Source organism: Rhodoferax sp. U2-2l, assembly GCF_020594515.1.
GTDB lineage: Bacteria > Pseudomonadota > Gammaproteobacteria > Burkholderiales > Burkholderiaceae_C > Rhodoferax.
Genome location: NZ_JAJCTH010000024.1, coordinates 1 through 22,642, shown reverse-complemented (window position 1 = coordinate 22,642; position 22,642 = coordinate 1). Strand labels below are relative to the sequence as shown.

The 22,642-nt window shown below is 63.1% G+C and carries 18 protein-coding genes and 4 tRNA genes; 7 read left to right on the top strand and 15 right to left on the bottom strand.

All coding sequences use genetic code 11. The annotated features are described in order from the left end of the window. The first annotated feature begins 3 nt into the window (after positions 1 to 3). Together LHU53_RS18505 and LHU53_RS18500 are read left to right on the top strand one after the other, a co-directional pair. Positions 4 to 579 (top strand): DedA family protein, encoded by a 576-nt coding sequence (locus tag LHU53_RS18505; RefSeq protein WP_227334259.1) that lies wholly within the window; start codon positions 4 to 6, stop codon positions 577 to 579. Beyond that, the gene (locus LHU53_RS18500; RefSeq protein ID WP_227334258.1) at positions 546 to 1,283 is read left to right on the top strand and encodes a glycosyltransferase; all 738 of its coding nucleotides are present in this window, start codon (positions 546 to 548) and stop codon (positions 1,281 to 1,283) included. The genes LHU53_RS18505 and LHU53_RS18500 overlap by 34 nt, the downstream gene beginning before the upstream one ends. Positions 1,284 to 1,351: 68 nt before the next feature. Here LHU53_RS18500 and LHU53_RS18495 read toward each other — a convergent pair whose 3' ends face one another. Both LHU53_RS18495 and fabR read right to left on the bottom strand, forming a co-directional pair. Beyond that, positions 1,352 to 2,461, bottom strand: coding sequence for a sensor histidine kinase KdpD (locus tag LHU53_RS18495; protein WP_227334257.1), 1,110 nt, complete (start codon positions 2,459 to 2,461; stop codon positions 1,352 to 1,354). Between the two features lie 547 nt (positions 2,462 to 3,008). Beyond that, positions 3,009 to 3,713, bottom strand: a complete 705-nt coding sequence (gene fabR, locus LHU53_RS18490; RefSeq protein ID WP_227334256.1) for an HTH-type transcriptional repressor FabR — start codon at positions 3,711 to 3,713, stop codon at positions 3,009 to 3,011. A 170-nt stretch (positions 3,714 to 3,883) separates the two neighbouring features. Here fabR and LHU53_RS18485 point away from each other — a divergent pair, with 170 nt between their 5' ends. The 3 genes from LHU53_RS18485 to LHU53_RS18475 all read left to right on the top strand — a co-directional run bounded on the left by LHU53_RS18485 (position 3,884) and on the right by LHU53_RS18475 (position 6,657). Next, positions 3,884 to 4,384: a hypothetical protein gene (locus LHU53_RS18485; RefSeq protein ID WP_227334255.1), complete on the top strand. Its 501-nt coding sequence runs from the start codon at positions 3,884 to 3,886 to the stop codon at positions 4,382 to 4,384. Between the two features lie 25 nt (positions 4,385 to 4,409). Further along, entirely contained in the window at positions 4,410 to 4,847 is a 438-nt protein-coding gene (locus LHU53_RS18480) for a hypothetical protein (protein WP_227334254.1), read from the top strand. Positions 4,848 to 4,950: 103 nt separating this feature from the next. Next, positions 4,951 to 6,657 (top strand): AMP-binding protein, encoded by a 1,707-nt coding sequence (locus LHU53_RS18475; protein ID WP_227334253.1) that lies wholly within the window; start codon positions 4,951 to 4,953, stop codon positions 6,655 to 6,657. 3 nt (positions 6,658 to 6,660) lie between these two features. Here LHU53_RS18475 and LHU53_RS18470 read toward each other — a convergent pair. From LHU53_RS18470 to LHU53_RS18435, 8 genes are all read right to left on the bottom strand, one after another. Continuing rightward, positions 6,661 to 6,735 (bottom strand) — tRNA-Thr (locus tag LHU53_RS18470). A 4-nt stretch (positions 6,736 to 6,739) separates the two neighbouring features. Further along, a tRNA-Gly gene (locus LHU53_RS18465) sits at positions 6,740 to 6,815 on the bottom strand. A 13-nt stretch (positions 6,816 to 6,828) separates the two neighbouring features. Next, positions 6,829 to 6,905 (bottom strand) — tRNA-Asp (locus LHU53_RS18460). 23 nt (positions 6,906 to 6,928) lie between these two features. Then, positions 6,929 to 7,004: transfer RNA gene (locus tag LHU53_RS18455), tRNA-Asn, on the bottom strand. Between the two features lie 238 nt (positions 7,005 to 7,242). After that, positions 7,243 to 9,240, bottom strand: coding sequence for a family 2A encapsulin nanocompartment cargo protein cysteine desulfurase (locus tag LHU53_RS18450; protein WP_370632345.1), 1,998 nt, complete (start codon positions 9,238 to 9,240; stop codon positions 7,243 to 7,245). 9 nt (positions 9,241 to 9,249) lie between these two features. Continuing rightward, positions 9,250 to 10,179, bottom strand: coding sequence for a family 2A encapsulin nanocompartment shell protein (locus LHU53_RS18445; protein WP_227334252.1), 930 nt, complete (start codon positions 10,177 to 10,179; stop codon positions 9,250 to 9,252). A gap of 120 nt (positions 10,180 to 10,299) precedes the next feature. Further along, positions 10,300 to 11,247, bottom strand: coding sequence for a serine O-acetyltransferase EpsC (gene epsC, locus LHU53_RS18440; RefSeq protein ID WP_227334251.1), 948 nt, complete (start codon positions 11,245 to 11,247; stop codon positions 10,300 to 10,302). Between the two features lie 23 nt (positions 11,248 to 11,270). Further along, positions 11,271 to 11,738, bottom strand: coding sequence for a rhodanese-like domain-containing protein (locus LHU53_RS18435; RefSeq protein WP_227334250.1), 468 nt, complete (start codon positions 11,736 to 11,738; stop codon positions 11,271 to 11,273). Positions 11,739 to 12,114: 376 nt separating this feature from the next. On the opposite strand from LHU53_RS18435, the gene LHU53_RS18430 reads away from it, so the two are divergent. Beyond that, positions 12,115 to 13,509, top strand: a complete 1,395-nt coding sequence (locus LHU53_RS18430; protein WP_227334249.1) for an FAD-binding oxidoreductase — start codon at positions 12,115 to 12,117, stop codon at positions 13,507 to 13,509. Here LHU53_RS18430 and LHU53_RS18425 read toward each other — a convergent pair. Beyond that, positions 13,432 to 14,916: a PLP-dependent aminotransferase family protein gene (locus LHU53_RS18425; protein ID WP_227334248.1), complete on the bottom strand. Its 1,485-nt coding sequence runs from the start codon at positions 14,914 to 14,916 to the stop codon at positions 13,432 to 13,434. The genes LHU53_RS18430 and LHU53_RS18425 overlap by 78 nt on opposite strands. A gap of 74 nt (positions 14,917 to 14,990) precedes the next feature. On the opposite strand from LHU53_RS18425, the gene ccoG reads away from it, so the two are divergent. Continuing rightward, the gene (gene ccoG / locus LHU53_RS18420) at positions 14,991 to 16,433 is read left to right on the top strand and encodes a cytochrome c oxidase accessory protein CcoG (RefSeq protein ID WP_227334247.1); all 1,443 of its coding nucleotides are present in this window, start codon (positions 14,991 to 14,993) and stop codon (positions 16,431 to 16,433) included. 32 nt (positions 16,434 to 16,465) lie between these two features. On the opposite strand, the gene LHU53_RS18415 is transcribed toward ccoG, so the two are convergent. The 4 genes from LHU53_RS18415 to LHU53_RS18400 form a co-directional block, all read right to left on the bottom strand. Continuing rightward, a complete protein-coding gene (locus LHU53_RS18415; protein WP_227334246.1) occupies positions 16,466 to 17,692 on the bottom strand; it encodes a DUF2325 domain-containing protein in 1,227 nt (408 codons plus the stop codon). A 334-nt stretch (positions 17,693 to 18,026) separates the two neighbouring features. After that, positions 18,027 to 19,637 carry a GMC family oxidoreductase gene (locus LHU53_RS18410; protein WP_227334245.1) on the bottom strand — a complete coding sequence of 537 codons (1,611 nt, stop codon included), beginning with the start codon at positions 19,635 to 19,637 and terminating at the stop codon, positions 18,027 to 18,029. 129 nt (positions 19,638 to 19,766) lie between these two features. Beyond that, a complete protein-coding gene (gene xsc, locus LHU53_RS18405; protein ID WP_227334244.1) occupies positions 19,767 to 21,584 on the bottom strand; it encodes a sulfoacetaldehyde acetyltransferase in 1,818 nt (605 codons plus the stop codon). Positions 21,585 to 21,654: 70 nt separating this feature from the next. Further along, positions 21,655 to 22,503, bottom strand: coding sequence for an ABC transporter permease subunit (locus LHU53_RS18400; protein WP_227334285.1), 849 nt, complete (start codon positions 22,501 to 22,503; stop codon positions 21,655 to 21,657). Between the last annotated feature and the right edge of the window lie 139 nt (positions 22,504 to 22,642).

Sequence of the window (22,642 nt, the reverse complement as noted above, 5' to 3'; positions counted from 1 at the left end):
GCGATGACTGCCGCTGACACCGTCTTGCAGATGGTCCAGGCGCACGGGCTGTTGCTGCTGTTCCCGTTGGCGGTGATTGAAGGGCCGATCATCACGGTGGTTGCCGGCTGGCTGGCGCGGCTGGGCCACCTGTCGCTTGGCTGGGCGATGCTGGTGCTTGTCGTGGCGGATCTGGCAGGCGACAGTTTGCTTTACGCGCTGGGTCGCTACGGCCCCGGCAAGTTGCCGCCAAGGTGGCGCTCGGCGCTCGGCGCAACCGACACGCGAATTGCGCGGGTGGCGAAGCATTTCAGCCAACAGGGTGGGCGCACCCTGGTTGCTGCGAAGCTCACACATACTTTTGGGTTCGCCGTTCTGGTTGCCGCAGGGGTCAGCCGCATGTCGTTTTTGGCCTTCCTGGGCTACAACCTGGCCGGAACGATTCCGAAAACCCTGTTCTTCCTGATGATCGGCTATGCCGTTGGGGAAGCATACGCAACCATAGACAGCTGGATCGCCAGAGCTTCCCTGGGGGTGGCGGTCCTCGGCGTCGCCGCTGTGAGCATTTGGTACTGGAAAAAGAAAAGGGGTCGACCATGACATCCACAGCCCAGGATCACGAGCCGGTCCGGCGGCTGTCCTGCATCGTTCCCGCCTACAACGAGGGGCCGCGGATCAAGGCTGTTCTGGATGTGGTGGCGGCCCATCCGTTGATCGACGAGATCATCGTTGTGGATGACGGTTCGTCTGACGACACCGCGGCGCTCGCCATGGGCCGCGAGAAAGTGGTTCTGATTCGCCTTGCAAAGAATGGCGGCAAGACCCGTGCCTTGGCCGCCGGGTTGGCGCGGGCGAGAGGCACGCACCTGCTGCTGGTCGACTCCGATTTGATTGGCCTGGGAAGCAGTGAACTGACCGCGCTGATTCTGCCGGTGTTCAATGGACAGGCCGCCATGGCCATCAGCCTGCGTCGCAACGCGCCCAGGCTCTGGCACCTGGTCGGCATTGACTACATTTCCGGCGAACGGGTGCTGCGGCGCAGCCTGATTGCCGACCGACTGGCCGAACTCGATGCCCTGCCGCGTTTTGGTTTTGAGGTCTGGCTCAACCGGATCTGCATCGATGCCGCTGCTGGCCTGGCCGTGGTGGCCTGGGATAGCGTCGACAGCCCCATGAAGAGCCACAAATATGGCGCGCTACAAGGGGCGGTGGCCGACCTTCGGATGATGTCTGACCTGCTGCGCACCGCCGGGCCATGGCAACTGGTGCGCCAAATTGTTTCCATGAGGAAGCTGCGCGTCTGACCGCACCTGAGGCATCGGGCCACGCTCGCAGCGCCCGGGTTGAACCGGCCAACCCCGCGAAAAAGACGTCAGGGATGGTGTTTGGCGCTGACCGGCAAGGTGAAATACATCCGCGTCCCCTGGCCCGGCGTGCTTTGCGCCCGGATGCTGCCACCATGGGCCTGCACAATGCAGCGCGAGATGTACAGGCCCAAGCCCAGCCCCCGCCGGTCGTTCTTGCCGACCTGCCAAAACCGCTCGAACACGGCCTCCAGCATCGCGGCCGGGATGCCTTCACCGGTGTCTTCTACGCAAAATTCCAGCAGATCTCCCACGCGTTCGCAATGCAGTTTGACACTGCCCCCCTTGGGCGTGAACTTGATCGAATTGGCGATCAGGTTGGTGAGCACTTGCAGCAAACGATCGTGATCGAAGTCGGCCAGGCAAGGCGCGGGCACATGACGCACCGCCAGGGACACGCCCTTGGCCGATGCCGTGAGCTGGAGCGCCTCTACCGCCTCATCCACCAGTGAAGCCACGTCGCCCTCAACCACATGCATGGCGAGTTTTCCGGCATCGATGCTGGCGACATCCACCAGATCACCAATCAGACGGTTCATGCGCGTGCCATAACGCTCGATGCGTGCCGTCTCAACCAACAACTTCTCGCGGTCGCTGTGTTTCTCGAGTTTTTGGGCCAGAAACTGCGAACTCACCACGATGCCGTTCAGGAGATCGCGCAGGTCGTGCGCGACCATGCCCAGGAAATCGTCCCGGGTGGCCAGCGCGTCGTCTGAGCGGGCGCGCTCCGTGAGCAGGTATTGATCGGTGGCGTCGCGTTCATGCGGCAAGAGGCGCATCAGCATGCGGGTGCTCGCGCTGCGTTCCTGGCGCAGGGCTTCGTCTGCCGCAGCGCGTTCATCCAGCAAGGTGGCGTCTTCGAGCTCTCGGCCTTGCGCGATGACCGCTGGTGTGTCTTGCGGTGTCTGGTCGTCGACCGTTTTGTCGGCTTTTTCGCGGGCGGCCACAAGGACCGCGTCAGCGTTTTCCCGGGCATGCTCCACCACGGCGTCGGCATGCTTTTCTGTGGCGGCCCGGTTCGCCGTCATCTTTCGATCGGCTTCTATGCGTTCCTCGCGCAGGCTGACATCGGTCAGTTCGCGGTCCGGTGTTTCCTGAGGTGTTGCAGATGGCATCATTGAGCGGTTACTCCCTTCGCTGTCGTCGGATAAATTGGATCTGATGCCACATCGGTTGCCCGTCAGCGCAGACGCCATCAGGCAAAACGCCCTGATCAGCCTGCGGGTCCATGCCCCCCAGCCATCGGCGGCGCGGGGCACAGACGCCAGCCAGGGCGGCGCTGCGGCATCGGGGTCATGCGCATGGCAGGGCTTGACCAGGGGCACCCATCTCTGGTTGCGCCATTGGGCAACTCGCCAGGATGCCACTGAGCTCGGTCGTGGCCAGCATCACCATGGGGGAGCGTTCGGCGCTGGTCTGCGTTTCAGCTTTCAGCGGCTCAATGGGTGTGACGGACATCGCGGTTTCGTGGCGCCAAGCGGCAACGTTTCGCGAACCAACTAAAACGTAGGCCATAACAAGCCAATGTACGAGCGAATATTTTGCCAGTCTGTGCGCCTGCGAACGGACGCCACCCCATGAGTTGGTGCACTCACGCCGCTGTACATCACCAGGCCGTTGCTGGCGCACAGCTTGGACATCACCGACTCCGCCAATTCAGGATCTTTAAAAAAGACCCGCCGACAAGCCGGGGGCACCTGAAGCTTGGCCAGCTTTTTTCTCTTTCCAGCAGGCAGCGCCCAGCAGCACAACTTGCAGCTGATGGACAAAGTTTTCCCTCATCTCAGCTTCCAGCAAGGGCTGATCCGGGGGCAGGTCCAAAATCTCGGGCGCAGCGGCCAGCATGGTGGTGACGATCAGGCCACACACCATTTGCAGGCTGCTGGTCGGCATGTCGGGGTAAATGCCCAGGCGCCGAAAGTCCTGCGCCATCTCGTTGGTGAAATGGGTGACTTCGGTGCGGATGGCCAGCCGCAGGATGCGGCTACCGCCTGAGCGCTCGCTGGAGACAAACAGGAACTGCAAGCGGTTTTGCCGGACGTATTCGTCATACACCTGGACCGATCGGCGCACCATCGAGTTGGGCGCCCTGCCCACCTGGCGCGCTTCACGCAGCAGGCGGCGCAGGGTGACACCCATCTCTTCCACCAGCGCCAGCCCCAGGTCATCGGTGTTGCGAAAGTGGCGGTAAAAAGCGTTTGGAACGATCCCCGCTTCACGCGCAATCTCACGGATACCCAGACTGGTGAAACTGCGTCCCTCCCCAATCAGCGCCAGCGCCGCCTGCAACAAACTGGCGCGCGTCAGGTCTTTGCGTTCGCTGCGGGTCAGGGTGTCAGGGCGCTTTTTGGCGGGTGGTACGGTGGACATTTCTTGAAATGAGTGTACGAACGTAGTTTATCCCGTTCGCTTCATGAATCGAATTCTTCAAATAAATGCTCTAAAAATTGGCTTTCAACTCTAAACGAGAAAAGCAGCATGGACATTCAGTGTACGAATGTACACAATAAAATGCCATCCAGCCATGCCAGGACACCACCATGAATGCTGACAACCCTCTTCCCCCATCCGTTCGCTGGCTTGAAGCACGCATCGAACCCAACCCGGCCGCGGGGCACCCTCCACTGCCTGCGACGCTGCCCGACAGGATGCTGTTGCTGAGCGCGGACGCTGGCGTCACCGCAACCCTGTCCATGCTGCGCGATTTACAGGCGCGCCACTACCAGGGTGATGTGGTGTGGCTGCATGTGTGCCGCAACCCGGCCGAATTGAACCAGGCCCGTGCCTTGCAGCATGCCGCCGACAGCTACCCTGAACTCTCTTTGCTGGTCCATTTCGAGGACCGGGCAGGCCAGTTCTGCGCCGAGGCTCTCACGCTGGCCGTGCCCGATGTGGCCGAGCGCACCACCTGGTTATGCGGCCCCAGTGGCTTCGTCGACATGGTGCAAGCTTACTGGCGCAGCCACGGCTTGACCACGCCGTTGCACGTCGGGCGGTGTCTCACCGCCCCGACCCCAGCCCGCCAACCCGTCCCTGCATGACCTGCCACACCAGAGGCCCGAGACCATGACCACCTCCTCCAAAACACCCGCCGCCAGAACCCCCAAAACGGTCGTCAAACCAGCGGCGAAGAAGCCAGCAACCCGTGCCGCCGGCAAAACGGTGCCCAAGATCGCTGAGCAGCCCTCTTTGCGCTTTCACCACACCACCAGCCTGCGTGCCAAAACAGACGCGGTGCTCAACGCGCTGGAAGCCAAGCCAGAGGCGCCCAGGCACGGCGAAGCGATGGCCGATCTGGTCCACGAACTCATCGAGGCGGGCATGGACTACTATTTCTTCCAGGCGCTTAAGAAAGCGCAGACTGGCTTCGTGATGGAACAGTCAGCGCGGCTGGGCCTGAGTGGCGCGGTGCGCATCATCAGCTCCGTCAGCCGCCAATTCATTGAGCGCATGGACCGTGCGCAGCTTCTGATCGTGTCCCGGCATATTCGCGAGCTGTATTGACAGTTACCATTCAACAGAGCCCCCGCCGACAGCAACCATGCCGCTCTGAACGGACGGCAGGACGGTGGATGCGCGCGATGGCGTCGAGACAGCAAGGAGCAAGATGGAAGCAATCTGGTTGAAAAACTACCCACCGGGCATACCGGCCGAGGTGGATGTGTGTGAGTTCGCATCACTCAGGGATGTGTTGCAGCGCAGCTGCCAACGATTTGCCGATTTGCCCGCCTACAGCAACATGGGGGCGACGATCACCTACGCCGAGCTTGACCGCGCAAGCCGCGACTTCGCCGCCTATCTGCAAAACACGCTGGGGCTGCGCAAAGGCGATCGGGTTGGCCTCATGATGCCCAACCTGCTGCAGTATCCGGTGGCCTTGTTCGGCGTCTTGCGGGCAGGGCTGGTGGTTGTGAATATCAACCCGCAGTACACCCCGGCCGAACTCGAACACCAACTGAAAGACGCCGGTGTCGCGGCCATCGTGGTGCTGGAAAACTTTGCCCACACCCTGCAACAGGTGCTGGACAAGAACCCGGCGCTGTCCCTGACCGTGATCACCACGCAGGTGGGCGACATGTTCGGGGCGGTGAAAAAGCTGCTCACCAACCTCGTGGTGAAACACATCAAACACATGGTGCCGAAATGGACCCTTGCGGGCGCCACGCCGTTCAACGCGGCGCTGCGCGCGGGCCGAAAGCAGGATCTTGACGAGGTACCGCTCAGCCATGACGATTTGGCCTTTTTGCAGTACACCGGCGGCACCACGGGCGTGGCCAAGGGTGCGGCATTGACCCACGGCAACCTGGTGGCGAATGTGCAGCAAATGACGGCGTGGATGGCCCGTGACCTGGTAGACGGCAAAGAGGTGTTTGTCTGCCCATTGCCGCTGTACCACATCTACGCGCTGACCTCCACGCTGGTGTTCACGAAGCTGGGTGCGCGCACGGTTCTGGTGACCAACCCCAGAGACATGCCCGCCTACCTCCGTGACCTGAAGCGATACCCTTTCACGATCATCATCGGTGTCAATACGCTGTACCGGGCCTTGCTGGATGCGCCCGGGTTTGCGGAGGTGGACACCAGCGCCCTGAAAGTAACCAGTGCCGGCGGCATGGCCGTGCAGCGCGTGGTGGCTGAGCGCTGGAAACAGCGCACCGGGGTCACCATCATCGAAGGCTACGGCATGACCGAAGCGTCACCCATTGTCATCGCCAACCCGCTGGACAGCGAGGCATGGACCGGCATGATCGGCCTGCCGATGCCCTCGACCCAGGCCGCGATCCTCGACGAGGACGGCAACCCCCTGGCCACGGGCGAGGTCGGCGAGATCTGTGTGCGCGGCCCTCAGGTGATGCCGGGTTACTGGCAGTGCCCCGAAGAAACCAGCGAGGTGTTCACAGCCGACGGCTGGCTGCGCACCGGCGATATGGGCTTCATGGACGAGCAGGGTTATTTCAAGCTCACCGACCGCAAGAAGGACATGATCATTGTCTCGGGCTTCAAGGTCTTCCCCAACCAGATTGAGGACGTTGTCGCGCTGCATCCTGGTGTGGCCGAAGTCGTGGCCATTGGCGCGCAGGACGAGAGATCAGGAGAGGTGGTCAAGATCGTCGTGGTCAAGCGCGACCCCGCGCTGACCGAGCAGGAGGTGCTCGCGCATTGCCGTCAGCACCTGACCAGCTACAAAATGCCAAGAATCGTCGAATTCCGAAGCGAGCCCCTGCCCAAGTCCAACCTCGGGAAATTCCTGCGCCGCGAGCTCCGCGATGGCACGCAAGCCAATGCTTCAGCCCCTGTGGGGTTACTTGTGTGAGATTGGTGCCCATTCCGGGAATCGGACCCGGGACCTCTCCCTTACCAAGGGAGTGCTCTGCCACTGAGCCAAATGGGCAAACTGGAGCGGGAAAAGAGGTTCGAACTCTCGACCTATACCTTGGCAAGGTATCGCTCTACCAACTGAGCTATTCCCGCATTGTGATCATCTTGGCGGAGTGGACGGGGCTCGAACCCGCGACCCCCGGCGTGACAGGCCGGTATTCTGACCAACTGAACTACCACTCCGCAACAGACCCTGTCTCAAACTCTGGCTCCTCGACCTGGGCTCGAACCAGGGACCTACGGATTAACAGTCCGGCGCTCTACCAACTGAGCTATCGAGGAAAATGCGTCAAAAGAAAAACCCGTCGCGAAACGGGTTTTTAAGCGACCCCAAGAGGCCGAACAGGCCGGTATTCTAGCGAGCGAAAGCGCACAACTCGGCTGTGTGATCCCCAGATTCGCAAAAAAATGGGCTGGCGAGGTCGGCGGGGTCATGCCAAACGTCGGGCGCCAACCCGACAAGCCGCCAAATGGACGCGTAAGCGGCCATTTTTCAGGGGCAGCCTTAGCTTGACCCGCCTCAGTGCGAGCGCGCCACGGCCAGGCGTCGCACCACCGCCACCAGACGGTCCACTTCCTCCCACGTGTTGTAGAACGCCAGCGAAGGTCGCACCGTGGTCTCCAGCCCCATGCGCCGCAGAATCGGTTGGGCGCAGTGGTGGCCGGTGCGCACCGCAATGCCTTCTTCGTTGAGCGCTTTACCGACGTCCTCGGTGCTGTAGCCCGCCAGCACAAAGGACATCACACTGGCTTTGTCTGCCGCCGTGCCCACCAGCCGCGCACCGGGGATGGCACCGAGCTGTTGCATGCCATAGGCCAGCAGCTCGTGTTCGTAGCGGCCGATGTTGTCGATACCGATCCGGGTCACGTAGTCAATCGCCGCGCCCAGCCCGACCGCGTCGGCGATGTTGCCAGTGCCCGCCTCAAACTTGTTGGGGATCGGCTGGAACACGGTTTTCTCGAAGGTCACGTCGGCAATCATGTTGCCCCCGCCTTGCCAGGGTGGCATGTCTTCCAGCACCGCCCGTTTGCCCCACAGCGCCCCAATGCCGGTGGGCCCAAACACCTTGTGCCCGGAGAACACAAAGAAGTCCGCGCCGATGTCCTGCACATCCACCTGCATGTGCGACACCGACTGCGCCCCGTCCACCAGCGTGATCGCCCCGGCGCGGTGCGCCATCTCGACGATTTGCTTGACCGGAACGACCGTGCCGAGCGCATTCGACACCTGCGTGACGGACACGATCTTGGTGCGGTCATTGAGCAACTTGGCGTACTCGTCCAGCAGCACCTGGCCGGTGTCGTCCACCGGGATCACCCGCAGTTTGGCCCCTTTGCTGGATGCGAGTTGTTGCCACGGCACGATGTTGGCGTGGTGCTCCAGGTGGCTGACGATGATCTCGTCACCCTCGCCCACATGCTGCCCACCCCAACTTTTGGCCACCAGGTTGATGGCCTCGGTGGTGCCGCGCACAAAGATCACCTCGTTGACATCTGGGGCGTTGAGGAAGGCCCGCACCTTCTCGCGTGCACTCTCGTAGGCATCGGTTGCGCGGGCTGCCAGTTCGTGTGCAGCACGGTGGATGTTGGAGTTCTCGTGGGCGTAGAAGTGCGCCAGGCGGTCTATCACCGATTGCGGCTTTTGCGTGGTGGCGGCGTTGTCAAACCAGACGATCTGACGGCCGTTCACGCGCTCCTGCAGGATCGGGAAATCCCGCCGGATGGCGTTCACGTCAAACGGCGGATGTTGACCGGCACCTGCGGCAGGAACCGTCGCGTGCGGCGCAGGTTTGGCGGGGGTGACATAGCCGTTTGGCAACACCACCGAATCCACAAAATAGTACTTGGGTTCGGTACTGACCACCCCGGCCGGTGCGGGCGCTTGGGTGCTTGGCGCCGCAGGCGCTGCGCTCAGTGTTGTCGCAGATGTGGGCAGTGACGGCGTGTCGGCAAAGTAGTCTGCCACCGGTGCATTGACAGGTTGTCCTCCCGCAGACGGGTGCCCAAAACTGTCGCTGACAAAGTAAAACGGCGACGCTGCGCCCGTCGCCGGGTGGCGCGAAGCTTCAGAGGCCGAAGCGCCTGATGCTTCAGGTACACCCAGCACACCGCTGCCAAAGCGGGGCTCGTAGGCGGGCAACTGGGTCACCACGGTGTCTGGCAGGCCATTGCCCGCCTGGGCGTGCGGCAGCAGCGACGGTGCCCGGTGCCCCAACGACAGAACCGGGGTCGGCGATGCCGGCAGCAGGTTGGTGCCAGGCACCTGACCTTGTGGAATGGGTGTGCCCGGCACACCGGGTCCGAAACCGGCCGGGCTCACCAGGGGTGAACCCGCAGGTGCCAGATTGACCGGCGCCTGCACACCTGGCGCGCGGGCCTGCTCACCGGGCAGCGCACCAAACAGCGCGGAGGCCATTCTGGCAATCAGCGCCGGGTCAAAGGGTGGCGCAAAGGGTGGCGACAAGCTGGCCCGCGACGGTGCCTGTGCCCCCGTGGAAGGGGTTGAAGCGATGGTCATGACAGCTGCTTATTTGTAAGTGTCGGCATAGTCGTGGTACTTGCCGATTTCCACATCGTCCAGCACCGCCAGCGCATCCGGCGTCAGCACGGCCAGGGAGCAATACAGCGAGATCAGGTAGCTCGAAATCGCCTGGTCGTTGATGCCCATGAAGCGCACCGACAAACCCGGGCTTTGTTCACCCGGCAGGCCCGGCTGGAACAGACCAATCACGCCCTGGCGCTTGTCGCCCACGCGGATCAGCAAAATCTTGCTCTTGCCATCGGCCACCGGCACTTTGTCCGAAGGAATCAACGGCACACCGCGCCAGGTGATGAACTGCGAGCCAAACAGGCTCACCGTAGGCGGCGGTGTGCCACGGCGGGTGGCTTCACGGCCAAAGGCGGCAATCGCCAGCGGGTGGGCCAGGAAGAAGGCGGGCTCTTTCCAGACCTTGGTCAGCAGCTCGTCCAGGTCGTCCGGTGTCGGCGCGCCACTTAAAGGGAAGATGCGTTGCTCGTCCGTCACTTGCGACAGCAGGCCGTAGTCCGGGTTGTTGATGAGTTCACTTTCCTGGTTTTCCTTGATGGTCTCAATCGTCAGGCGCAGTTGCTCCTTGATCTGGTCGTGCGGGCTGCTGTACAGGTCGGAAATGCGGGTGTGCACATCCAGAATGGTGCTGACCGCGTTGAGGAAAAACTCACGCGGCTTTTCGTCGTAGTTGACAAAGGTGCGCGGCAACTGGTTCTCGGTCTGGCGCGCGGTGCACGTCACCTTGATCGATTCCGGGTCCTTGACGGTGTTGAGGCGGAAGATACCGGCTTCGACCGGCACCCACTGCAGCAAATGCGTCAACCAGCGGGGCGAAATGGTCGAGAGCTGCGCCGTGGTTTTGGTGGCGTTGGCCAGTTGGCGTGCGGCGTTGTCGCCCAGTGTGGTGTGGGTGGTGTGTTTGGTCATCGTGGACTCCAGGACAGGTTAAAAAATAAAACAAAGCGGTGGCTGCGCCTGACGGCTTGAGCCGCCAGAACGGGTGTCAAAACTGCTGAAGATGGGGTTGGCAAACAGGGTGGTCCGGGCTCAGCCTCCCACCGACTCGTGGAGCGCCCGCGCCTGGGTGATCACCGCCCCGGCGGGCACGTCGTGTGTCACCCACACATTGCCGCCAATGCTGGCACCCCGCCCGAGGGTGACGCGCCCCAGCACGGTGGCACCCGCGTAAATCACCACCTCGTCCTCGACGATCGGATGCCGGTCCCGGCCCTTGATGGGCTTGCCCGCCGCATCGGTCGGGAAGCTCTTGGCCCCCAGCGTGACGGCCTGGTAAATCCGCACACGCTCCCCAATCACGGCCGTCTCACCAATCACGACCCCCGTGCCGTGGTCGATGAACAGGCCCGCACCAATCTTGGCCCCCGGGTGGATGTCGATGCCGGTTTGCCCATGCGCCAACTCGGAAACAATGCGCGCCAGCAGCGGCACGCCCAGCACATAGAGCTGATGCGCCAGCCGGTGGTGGATCATGGCCAGAATGCCCGGGTAACACAGCAGCACCTCATCCACACTGCGCGCCGCCGGGTCACCCTCAAAAGCGGCCAACACGTCGGCGTCGAGCAGACTGCGGATCTTGGGCAGGGCCAGCGAAAAATCCTGCACCAGCTTCACCGCGTCGGTCTCCATGCCCAAGGCGTTTTGATAAGGCTGGTGTCGCACCGCATAGTGCAGCTCCAGGCGCACCTGCACCAGCAGCGCGTGCAAGACACTGTCGAGCGTGTGGCCCACGTAGAAGTCTTCACTTTCCTGGCGCAGGTCGGCGGGCCCCAGGCGCATCGGAAACAGCACGCCACGCAGGCCGTCGATGATGTGGGCCAGCGCCTCGCGTGAGGGCAACTCACGGCCACCGGGTTCGGTGGAGCGCTTTTGCGACGCGCGCCAGCGTTGGCGCACGTCGGCCAGCTCTTCAACAACCTGTTTCAACTCAAACACGGGTGGCCGAAACTCACCCGGACGCAGGGCGATGACGCTCATAGGTCTGTCCTTCGTGGTGGGGGTTAATCCTGGACCCAGGGCAGGTCATGGGCGCGCCAACCGCCCAGACGGCCACGGTGCCGTTGGTCGTCGATCTCGCCTTCAAAGCCTTCGAGCACGTTGAAGACCTTGGTGAATCCAGCCTTGGCAGCTGCTTCGGCGGCCAGATCGGAGCGTTTGCCACTGCGGCACAGCAGCAGGACGATGGCATCCTTGGGTGCCTTGGCCTCCAGCTCACGCACAAAGCGCGGGTTGCGCGTCAGGGCCGTGCCGCTGGCCCAGGCCACATGCAGGCTGCCGGGCACGTGGCCGACAAACTTGCGCTCTTCGGTGGTGCGCACATCCACCAGCAGCGCCTCACCGGCTTGCACCAGCGCCCAGGCCAGTTTGGGGGGAACCCCTCCGGCATAAGGCAGGCCGGTGGCCCGTGCGAGGTCCCGCACGGTGTTCAGTTCGTCGATTTGTGGGCTGACTTCAATGACATCGCTCATGGTTTGATCCTTGGTCTTGGCAGGTGGTTGCTGGTGGTGAACTGGCCTGAATCCGGTGGGTTCCACACCGTCAGCCCTCGGCCCCAACGCTGGCCCACCCCCACCGCGCCAGCCGGGTTGGCGGCGTTGGCCAACCCGGGGCGGCCAGAATCCTGGCCGTTGCCAGGGAGCGAAGAAGACATCGGGAACAGGTCATACAGGCTGGGGTCCGTCGTGAAACAAGCGGGCCGCATCGCCGCCCGCGCTGGAATGAACTGTCCCGCATGGCGCACGCCATGCCAACGAAGAATTCCGCATAAGCAAACGCGAAATGCGTCCTTCCGGGCGGCTGGGCGCCTGGCTAGCATCCGCCGGGTTTGTCGTTTCCGAGACCACCATGCCCAGTCCTTACAACCCGCATTACGACCCGCTGGTGTCAACCAGCCCCGGCGTCGGCAGTGCCCATGCCCCCACCTACTGGACCGCCACCGCCGGTCTGCCTCCCCAAGACGATGGCCCCATTGACGCCGACCAGGAGGCCGAGGTGGTCATCATCGGCGCCGGATTAACCGGCATCGCCACCGCGCTCTACCTGGCGCGTGAACATGGCATCCAGGCGCGGGTGTTGGAGGCCAACCAGACCGTCTGGGGCTGCTCCAGCCGCAACGGCGGCCAGGGCCAGAACGCCGCCGGACGCCTGTCCCGCTCTCAATGGATCGAACGGTGGGGGCTGGATGTGGCCAAACAGCTTGATCACGAGGTGCGCACCGGTTACGAGAACTTCTCTGACCTCACGCGCCAGATCGACTGTGACGCCTACGCGGGAGGCCACCTGTATCTGGCGCACCGGCCCGAGAAACTGGCCTACCTGCGCAACGAGGCGACGGTGCGCCGCGAGGTGTTTGGTTACGACACCCGCCTGCTGAGTGCTGACGATCTACACCGCGACTATTGCGACGAGCGCGATGCCGTGGGTGCCATGCTGGAGGCCGAGGGCGTTGGCATCCACCCGGTGAAGTTGGCCTACGGTCTGATGGCCCAAGCGCGCGCACTTGGCGTCAAGTTCCACCCAGCCAGCCCGGTGCAGGGCTGGCAAACGGTGGGCGGCGTGCATCACCTGCGCACGCCCGGCGGCACGGTGCGGGCGAAACGGGTGGCGGTGTGCACTGGCGGTTACACCGGGCAGGGATTACATCCGCAACTGCGCAACAAGATCATGCCGATCCTCTCCAACTCGGTGGTGACCCGGCCCTTGACCGATGCCGAGATTGAGGCCACCCGCTTCCAGACCCGCCTCTTCCTGACCGACACCCGCACCCTGCGGTTTTATTACCGCCTGTTGCCCGACAAACGCCTGCAGATTGGCAGCCGCAGCGCCATCCATGGCGCGGATGCGTCGGCACCCCGCCATCTGAAGTTACTCACCGACGCGATTGCGCGCAAGTTCCCGCCGCTTGCAGGCATTGGCATCGACTACTCGTGGTGGGGCTGGGTCGATGTCAGCCACGACATGATGCCGCGCATCACCCAGCCTGACCCGGCCCAGACCATCTGGTATGCCCTGGGTTATGGCGGCAACGGTGTGGCTTTCTCGACCTGCGCGGGCAAGCGGTTGGCGCAGCGGGTGGCAGGCAAGGACGCCGGGCAGGAGGTCTTCAAGCTGCCCATCTACAACGCACCGCTTCAGGCGCCGAACCTGTTCGGCGTGGTGCGCTCACCCGCGTTGGCGCCGTTTCGTCGTCTCGGGCAGCGCATCCTCTACCGGTGGTACCACTACCGGGACGAGCGCTGACAGCTCACAGGCGACCTGCCCGACACGTTGGAGCGCGTCTTCAAACCGGGCGTTCGCAAGCTGGCCGTAGTTCAGGCGCAGGCAGTGGCAAAAACGCCGGTCAGCTGAAAACAGGTGGCCGGGCGCGATGCTGATGTGTGACGCCAGTGCCCGGCGTTGTAATACCAGCGTATCCACCTGCGCGGGCAATTCCAGCCACAGGAAATAGCCGCCTTGTGGCCGGGTGACGCGGGTGCCCGCCGGAAAGTGCGCGGCAATCACCTTCAGGGCGACCTCCTGTTGTTGGGCCAGACTGAGCCGCAACTGGCGCAAGTGGCGCTCAAACTGGCCACCTTGCAGGTAGTCTGTGATCGCCAGCTGCGACGGAATCGCGCTGGACAACGTGGTCATCAGCTTGAGACGCTGCACCTGCCGGGCAAACCGGCCTGCTGCAACCCAGCCCACCCGGTAACCAGGTGCCAGGTTTTTGGAGAATGAACTGCAGTGCAGCACCAAACCGTGCTGGTCATAGGCCTTGGCGGGCGCCGGGCGGTTCAGGCCAAAGTACAACTCACCGTAAACGTCGTCTTCGATCATCGGCACCTGATGTGCGGCCAGCAGCTTGACCATGGCCTGTTTGCGTGCCTCGGGCATCAGGCTGCCCAATGGGTTCTGGAAGTTTGGCATGAACCAACAGGCTTTCACCGGGTGAGCCTGCAACACCGCCGCCAGCGAGGCCAGGTCGATGCCGTCACGCGGGTGGGTCGCCACCTCGACCGCGCGCAACTTGAGCCGCTCCAGCGCCTGCAGCGCCGAATAAAACGTGGGCGCCTCCACCGCCACCAAATCACCGGGCTGGGTGACCGCTTGCAGGCACAGGTTCAGGGCTTCCATTGCACCGTTGGTAATGACCACCTCGTCCATGGCAAGCTTGGTGCCGTTGCTGGCATACCGCAGGCTGATCCATCGGCGCAGGCGCTCGTGGCCCTGGGTCAGGTCTTCCACCAGACGTTCGGGCGCCAGTTGCCGCATCGCGGGTGTCAGGCAACGCGCCAGTTTGTCGAGCGGGAACAACGCCGGGCTCGGAAAGGCCGAACCCAGCGGCACCACGTCGGGCTGGCGGGTGGACTCCAGCACCTCAAACACCAGATCACTGATGTTGACCGGGGTGGCGTCTGCGCCGGGCGGCGCGGTGCTTGGCTCGGCCTGCAGCGGCTGGGCTTGTGTCTTGACGTAGTAGCCAGAACGCGCGCGCGCCTCGATCAAGCCCTGCGCTTCCAGCAGGTAATAGGCGGCAAACACCGTGGTCGGGCTGATCTGGCGGCTGGTGCTGGCCTGGCGCACCGACGGCAGCCGGTCACCAGGGCGCAAGGTCTGGGCCTTGATCAGCCGGGCGATGTCCTGCGCATAGTGTTCGTAACGTTTCATGGACTCAACTGATATGGTTTTTTTCTCAGAAACTGAATCTACCATTTCAGATGCGCCTGCGGCATCCTTGATGTATGTCACGAAAGACCATTCCCATCCTGCCCATTGCTGACAGCGCCACCGACGGTGGCCTGTTTGTGATGGATGCCAAAAACAAGATTTATGTACGTGCCGTCACCGGCCGGTTTGCCGCCTGGCGCTGGGCGGCGGTGTGGCTGACCCAGCTGGTGTTTTACGGCCTGCCCTGGTTGTCCTGGAACAACCGTCAGGCGGTGTTGTTTGACCTGGGGCAGCAGCGCTTTTACTTGTTTGGCCTGGCGTTGTACCCGCAAGACCTGATTTACCTAGCGGTGTTGTTGATGCTGGCCGCCTTGCTGCTGTTTTTTGTGACGGCGGTAGCTGGGCGCATCTGGTGTGGTTTTGCCTGCCCACAGACGGTCTATACCGAGATTTTCCTGTGGGTGGAGCAGCGCCTGGAAGGCAGCCACCACGCCCGCAAACGGCTCGATGCCATGCCCTGGACAGCTGAAAAGCTGGCACGCAAGGGCGGCAAACAGGCGGCCTGGCTGTTGATCAGCCTGTGGACTGGTTTCACCTTTGTCGGCTACTTCACCCCGATCCAGTCCCTGGGCGCGGCAGCCCTGGCCTTGGCCTGGACCCCGTGGCAGCTGTTCTGGGTCGGTTTTTATGGCCTGGCCACCTATGTCAATGCGGGTTATCTGCGTGAGCAGATGTGCAAACACGCCTGCCCCTACGCCCGCTTTCAGGGCGCGATGATGGACCGCGACACCTTGGTCATTGGTTACGACACCGCCCGTGGCGAGTCACGCGGCGCACGCTCGCGCAGTGCCGACCCCAAGGCGCTGGGCCTGGGCGACTGCGTCGACTGCACCCTGTGTGTGCAGGTCTGCCCGACCGGCATTGACATCCGCGACGGTTTGCAAAGCAACTGCATTGGCTGTGCCGCCTGTATTGACGTGTGCGACACGGTCATGGACCAGATGAATTACCCCAAGGGTCTGATCCGTTATTCGACCCAGAATGGCCTGTCCAACGGCTGGGACCAGCCGACCCTGCGCAAGCGGGTGTTGCGCCAACGGGTGCTGATTTACGCGGCTGTGCTGTTGGCAGCGGTGCTGGCCTTTGTGAGCAGTGTCGCCCTGCGCAGCCCGATGCGGGTGGATGTGGTGCGTGACCGCGGTGTGATGGCCCGGGTGGTGAACGATGGCGCGGTGGAAAACGTCTATCGCGTGCATGTCATGAACGCCACCGAAGAAGTTCAGCGCTACCGGGTGGCGGTACTGGGTCACGCCGGTTTGTCCCTTGGCGAACCGCTGGAACTGGCATTGGGTCCGGTCGAGGCCCGCACCGTGCCCCTGCGTGTGCGCCTGCCGTTCACCGACGCCAGCAGCCTGGCCGGGCAGACCTTGCCGATCCAGCTGGAGGTCACGCAGCTTGGGTCAGATGAAGAGCAGGCCCGGGTGCGTGAGAAAACCACCTTTCATGTGCCGCAGTGAGGCTGCGGCACGCTTAGACCAGCCAACCCGGCTCAGACCAGGCTGCTGCTGGTGCCTGACGCCAACTGCCCCAAGGCTCGCTCCAGCGCCGAGCGGCTCGGCATTTCGACAAACAGGCAAGGTTTGCCAGTGCGTTTGCAATGCTCCTTGACGCGCCAGTAGGCGCCATGGCTGACACACGCCACCTGGCAAATCACCACATCGGCCGCCTGCAACTGGTTGTTCAGGCGGCTGGCCTTGTCCTCTTCACCGCCGTCGTGGTGCATGAACCTGGCGCCCCGGTGCTCGATCACCTGCCGGTAGATGGGAATGCCCTGGGTGCGGCCACCGACACACAACACGGCGCGGTCGGTCAGGTCCACCAACAAGGGCGCAGCGCTGTCCTGCCCCGCATCCGCTGTGCCCTGGGAGCGGCCTGGTTTGTGCGGGCTGGGGGTGTTGGTATTGAGTTCTGCCTCCCGGCGCAACTTGCGCATCAGCAGCTTTTCGTTGTGATCGGCCAGCCGCTGTTGGCCCGCGATCTGACGCTGACGCAAGCGGGCTGCGGCATCGGTGGCTGGGGCGGTCACACCCTGGGTGCGCGCCAGATCCCGCTCGGCCTCGGTGCGGATCAGCTTGGCGCGTAGGTCGGCGTATTGAGCCCGCCAGGCCTGCTGCGCTGCGGCCTGTTCCGTCGCCTGGGTTTGCAAGCGTTGTTGGGCCGCTGCAAGCTCCAGGGTCAACCGCTGGTTCTCGGCCAGCACCTCTTTGAGTCGGGAGGCATCGGCGCGCGCTGCCAGCCCGGTCTGGTGTTGCCACATGTGCACCTGGCCCAGCACCTGGTTCTCCAGTTCGGCGGTGCAGCGTGGGTGGGTCAGCACCGCCCAGAAATCACCGGCCCAATCACCGTTCAGGCTGGTTTGTGCCCAGTTTTGGGCCAGGGCGTCGGTGGTCTTGATACGTTGTAATTGCTGGATCTGCCGGGCATAACGCCGGTCAAGTTCGCGCTGAAGTTGCTCGGCCAGCGCCGAGCGGCTGTGGCAAGCCTGAAGCACCTGGCTGTGCACCTCGTAGTCTGAGCAGCCATCGACAGGTAGCCCTGACTTGCGCGCCAGTTTTTGCAGGTCGGCCAATACCAGGCAGACACCGGTGATCGGGCAGGCGGCGCTGTGCCCCATGTCCCAGAGCCTGCGCCGAGCCGATCCGCTCACCGGCTCAGACGGGACCGCTGGTGGCGGTTCTGCCATCGCGTTGTCGGCACTGGCGCGGTCGTACCGCATCACATCACCGAGACATGTCGCTGCACTATGGACATGCACACGCGTGAGCGCGTGGTTCCGGTGCCATTGTTCTGATTGGTGAACCTGATTGCTGGTCAAAAAGGTCATCGTGGGGTCCCTGCGTGAGTCAATGGATGCCCCATGCTAGAGACCGAAGCAACCCGCCACAACGAAGAAAATCACGCAAGCACAGGCGTCGATGATTTGCGCATGAGCTTATGCCTGGAAAACGGCTTCCAGCCAGACAACGGTTTCGGGAACGGACATCGGGATCAAGCCAGACAAAACATCAGGCCGGACTGTAGCAAGGCCTGCTGGCGCGTTTCCCAGGGGTTCAGCGTCCTGACCGGTGGTCTGTGCGAATCATGTCCACCGCCTTCTCGGCCAGCATCACGGCTGCAGCATGGGTGTTGCCCGACACCAGGGTGGGCATCACCGAGCAGTCCACCACGCGCAGGCCCTGGACGCCGTTGACCCGCAACTGGGGGTCGACCACCGCCGTGGCATCCACCCCCATGCGGCAGGTTCCCGCCGGGTGGAAGATGGTGGCGCCGTGCTGGCGGCAAAAGGCCAGAATCTCGGCATCGGTGTTGACCTCGGGGCCGGGTTTGACCTCACGGCGCACCAAGGGGCTCAGGGCGTTGCTGGCGGCGACAGCGCGCGCGGCCTTGACCGCAGCCACCACGGTGCGTTGGTCCAGCTCGGTGCTCAGGTAGTTGGGCGAAATCTCCGGTGCCTCCAGCGGGTCGGCGCTGCGGATGCGGATCTGGCCGCGCGACTCGGGGCGCAACTGGCACACCGACAGCGTGAAGCCCGAATACGGGTGCACCTGCCCACCCGCCATGTCAGCCGATAACGTGGCCACATGGAACTGGATGTCAGGCGTCGGCGATTCGTCGGGCAGGGCTCGCATGAAACAGCCGCCCTGGTTGATGCCCACTGCCAACGGGCCGCTACGCTGCAACAACCATTGCAGGCCGATCTTGAGCTTGCCCAGCCACGCGTTGAGCTGGTCGTTGGTGGTGATCGGCTGGCTGCATTCAAAACCCAGGCGAATCTGCAGATGGTCCTGCAGGTTGCTGCCGGCTTCGGGCGCATCGTGGATCAGCGGGATGCCGTGTTGTGCCAGCAAGGCTTTGGGGCCGATGCCTGAGAGCTGCAGAAGCTGCGGTGACTGCACCGCACCGGCGGCCAGCAGCACCTCGGTTGTGCATCGTGCCTCTTTGATCACACCGTCCTGGCGGTAGCGCACACCCACGGTGCGTTTGCCGTCGAAGATCAGCCCGGTACCGTTGGCATTGGTCTGGATGCTGAGGTTGCGGCGTCGCCGTGCGGGCTTTAGGAACGCGGTGGCGCTGCTGCAGCGCCAGCCCTTGAAGGTGTTGAGCTGGTAGTAGCCCGCGCCGGTCTGCTCTGCGCCGTTGAAGTCGTTATTGCGGGGCACACCAAGTTCAGCGGCACCCTGGATGAAGGCCTCGATCAGCGGGTGGGTGGTGCCGATATCGCTCACTTTGAGTGGCCCGCTGGCGCCGTGGTACTCAGAGGCGCCGCGCTGGTTGCCCTCGGAGCGTTTGAAGTAGGGCAACACATCGGCATAGCTCCAGCCGGTGTTGCCCAGGCTGGCCCAGTGGTCGTAGTCCTGCCGCTGGCCACGGATGTAGATCAGGCCATTGATGGCGCTGCAACCACCCAGGGTTTTGCCACGGGGCCAGTAGATGCGCCGCCCGGCCATGGTGGGCTCGGGTGTCGTTTCAAAACGCCAGTTGTAGGTGGCGCTCCACATGGTTTTGCCGTAACCGATGGGCAGGTGTAACCACAGAGAGTGGTCGGGTGGCCCGGCTTCGAGCAGCAGCACCCGTGTGGCCGGGTCTTCACTCAAGCGGCCCGCCAGCACACAGCCGCTGGAGCCTGCACCCACGATGATGCAGTCAAATTCTGGGGGCATGGTGAATCAAACGAAGGCGTTGGCAAGTGGCGTCATGGCGCTATATTTAAAATAGCTATTAGCCCTCTATTCATGAGGGCTAGAGGCCAAAATAGCTTGTAGACCTTGCGCCTGTGGTGCGCCAAACGCTCACACGTAGTCCTTGTACTTCTCCAGAAAACGCACCGGCTTGGACAGCGCGTCGCGGCGGAACGGGTCACCCAGCTCCTGGGTCACCAGAATCTCGATCACCGTGGTTTTGCCCTGGTTCATCTGCGCGTCGACAGCGCGTTTGAGCGCGGGGCCAACGTCTTCGAGCCGGTCCACCACCACCCCTTCGGCACCCATGGCGATGGCGATGCCGGCAAAACTCGGGTTGTCCAACTCACCGGCGACAAAACGGCGGTTGTAGAAGTCCACCTGGTTTTTCTTCTCGGCACCCCATTGCCGGTTGTGGAACACCACGGCGGTGACCGGAATGTCGTGGCGCACGGCGGTCAAGATCTCCGACATGCTCATGCCCCAGGCACCATCTCCCGCATAGGCCACCGCCGGGCGATCCGGCGCCGCGCGTTTGGCGCCGATGATGGTGGGCAGCGCATACCCGCAGTTGCCAAAACTCATCGGCGCGAAGAAGCTGCGCGGCTCCTCAAAACGCAGGTAGCTGTTGGCCACCGAGTTGATGTTGCCTATGTCGGTGGAGACCATCACGCGTGGCGGCATGGCTTTTTCCAGCTCACGCAGCACCTGGCGCGGGTGCAACCACTGGCCACCGTTGAAGGTAGATTCCTTGGCGTTCTCGGCCATGATGTCCAGGCTGAACGGGTCACGCTCATGAGTCCAGGCGTTGAGTTCCTCTTCCCAGGCGGCCTTCTCTGCGGCAATAACAGCAGCGCGTTGCTCCCAATTCTCCTGGGCTAAAAGTGTTTTTCCTTCCAAACGTTGCAACAGCGCCCGCGCCGTGGCCCGGGCGTCGCCGTGAATGCCCACCGTGATTTTTTTGACCAGACCCAGGTTGGTGTGGTCGGCCTCGACCTGGATGATCTTGGCGTCCTTGGGCCAGTAGTCCAGCCCGTGTTGCGGCAGCGTGCCAAACGGCCCCATGCGCGAGCCCAAGGCCAGCACCACGTCGGCCTGGGCAATCAGCTTCATCGCGGCCTTGGAGCCCTGGTAACCCAGTGGCCCGGCCCACAGCGGGTGGCTGGCCGGGAAGGCGTCGTTGCGCAGGTAGCCGGTGACCACCGGCGCACCCAGGCGTTCGGCCAGCGCTTTGAGTTCTTCCACGGCGTTGCCCAGCACCACCCCACCGCCAGCCAGGATGACCGGGAAATGGGCGTTGGCCAGCAGTTCGGCGGCGGCGTTGAGGCTCTGTTCACCCCCGGCGCCGCGTTCCACGCGTTGCGGTTGCGGGATCTCGGTGGTGATTTCGCCATAAAAGTAGTCGCGCGGGATGTTGAGCTGGGTCGGGCCCAGGTCACTCAAGGCGCGGTCAAAGCAGCGTGCGGTGAACTCGGCGATGCGCCTGGGGTTGTTCACATGACCTTGGTACTTGGTGAACTCCTGGAACATCGGCAGCTGGTTGGCCTCCTGGAAGCCACCCAGGCCCATGCCCATGGTGCCGGTCTCGGGTGTGACGATCACCACCGGGCTGTGTGCCCAGTAGGCCGCAGCAATCGCGGTGACGCAGTTGCTGATGCCCGGGCCGTTCTGGCCAATCACCACACCGTGGCGGCCACTGACACGGGCGTAACCGTCGGCCATATGGGCGGCGCCCTGTTCATGCACCACCGACACCAGGTGGATGCCAGCGGGCTCAAAAATGTCCATGGCGTCCATGAAGGCCGAGCCCATGATGCCAAAGATGTCGGTCACGTCGTTGGCCACCAGGGTTTCGACAAAGGCCTCGGAAGGCGTCATTTTTTGCGGGCCGGTGGCCACGGTGCGAGGGATGGGGGTGTTTGGAGCCATGGAAAATGCTTGGTATCGAAAAAGTTGAAACGACGCGGGCCCACACAGGGCACGGCACGCTGTGGACAGGTCAGCTGCGCCCCTTCCAGGGCACCAGCCGCCGTTCGGCCCAGCGCATCAAGGTGTCAAAGGTGTAAGCCAGCAGGCCGATCACCACAATGCCCATGACCACAATGTCGCTGCGCAAGAAGTTGGACGCGTTGAGCACCATTTGCCCCAACCCGACGGAAGCCGCCACCATTTCTGCCGCCACCAGGGTGGTCCAGCCAAACCCGATGGCAATGCGCATGCCAACCAATATTTCAGGCAAGGCGGCTGGCAACAGCACATGCTGAATCACTTGCCAGCGGCTGGCCCCCATCGAGTACGCCGCGTGGATTTGCTCTGGTGTGGCGCTGCGCATGCCAGAGCGCGCCGCCAAGGCCAAAGGGGCAAAGCAGCCCAGGTAAATCAGCAGCACCTTGGGTGTTTCATCAATGCCAAACCAGATGATGATGAGCGGTAAATAGGCCAGCGGTGGCAAGGGCCGGTAAAACTCAAGCGGCGGGTCGAACACACCACGTACCCAAGGCGACACGCCCATCGCCATGCCCAGCGGGATGGCTGTCAGGCACGCCAGCAGGAAAGCCAGCAACACCCGCGAGAGACTGGCCAACGCATGCTGCCAGAGGGGTTGATCGTTGGCTTGGCCGCTGAGGTAGTCAAAAAATTGCTGCCATACCGCCCCGGGCGACGGCAAAAACAGGGGCTTGACCCAGCCGGCCTGGGTGACCCCAAACCACAGGGCCAGCAACAGCACCACGGTCGCGATGCTGACGCCGCGGCTATTGCCCTCGCCGATGTCGCGGAACGAACTGGTGGCCGCCGGCGGCGCGTCGCCGCGACTTGCAAAACCACCGGTCGCCAGAAAACCAGCCATTTTTTTCAAGCTCTCTCAAGAAACACCACACAACTGATTGATTTGCATGGTGTTTTCAAACGGGATTTTCAGTAGCCACGAGTTGCATCCCCATGGTCTTGGCACGCTGGGCGAGGTTGTGCAAGACCCGCTGGCGGTA

Excerpts from the sequence above, each read along its gene's own strand:
- LHU53_RS18505 (WP_227334259.1), top strand. The coding sequence starts at position 4 with ATGACTGCCGCTGACACCGTCTTGCAGATGGTCCAGGCGCACGGGCTG.
- LHU53_RS18495 (WP_227334257.1), bottom strand. The coding sequence starts at position 2,461 with ATGATGCCATCTGCAACACCTCAGGAAACACCGGACCGCGAACTGACC.
- fabR (WP_227334256.1), bottom strand. The coding sequence starts at position 3,713 with ATGTCCACCGTACCACCCGCCAAAAAGCGCCCTGACACCCTGACCCGC.
- LHU53_RS18485 (WP_227334255.1), top strand. The coding sequence starts at position 3,884 with ATGAATGCTGACAACCCTCTTCCCCCATCCGTTCGCTGGCTTGAAGCA.
- LHU53_RS18480 (WP_227334254.1), top strand. The coding sequence starts at position 4,410 with ATGACCACCTCCTCCAAAACACCCGCCGCCAGAACCCCCAAAACGGTC.
- LHU53_RS18475 (WP_227334253.1), top strand. The coding sequence starts at position 4,951 with ATGGAAGCAATCTGGTTGAAAAACTACCCACCGGGCATACCGGCCGAG.
- LHU53_RS18450 (WP_370632345.1), bottom strand. The coding sequence starts at position 9,240 with ATGACCATCGCTTCAACCCCTTCCACGGGGGCACAGGCACCGTCGCGG.
- LHU53_RS18445 (WP_227334252.1), bottom strand. The coding sequence starts at position 10,179 with ATGACCAAACACACCACCCACACCACACTGGGCGACAACGCCGCACGC.
- epsC (WP_227334251.1), bottom strand. The coding sequence starts at position 11,247 with ATGAGCGTCATCGCCCTGCGTCCGGGTGAGTTTCGGCCACCCGTGTTT.
- LHU53_RS18435 (WP_227334250.1), bottom strand. The coding sequence starts at position 11,738 with ATGAGCGATGTCATTGAAGTCAGCCCACAAATCGACGAACTGAACACC.
- LHU53_RS18430 (WP_227334249.1), top strand. The coding sequence starts at position 12,115 with ATGCCCAGTCCTTACAACCCGCATTACGACCCGCTGGTGTCAACCAGC.
- LHU53_RS18425 (WP_227334248.1), bottom strand. The coding sequence starts at position 14,916 with ATGAAACGTTACGAACACTATGCGCAGGACATCGCCCGGCTGATCAAG.
- ccoG (WP_227334247.1), top strand. The coding sequence starts at position 14,991 with ATGTCACGAAAGACCATTCCCATCCTGCCCATTGCTGACAGCGCCACC.
- LHU53_RS18415 (WP_227334246.1), bottom strand. The coding sequence starts at position 17,692 with ATGCGGTACGACCGCGCCAGTGCCGACAACGCGATGGCAGAACCGCCA.
- LHU53_RS18410 (WP_227334245.1), bottom strand. The coding sequence starts at position 19,637 with ATGCCCCCAGAATTTGACTGCATCATCGTGGGTGCAGGCTCCAGCGGC.
- xsc (WP_227334244.1), bottom strand. The coding sequence starts at position 21,584 with ATGGCTCCAAACACCCCCATCCCTCGCACCGTGGCCACCGGCCCGCAA.
- LHU53_RS18400 (WP_227334285.1), bottom strand. The coding sequence starts at position 22,503 with ATGGCTGGTTTTCTGGCGACCGGTGGTTTTGCAAGTCGCGGCGACGCG.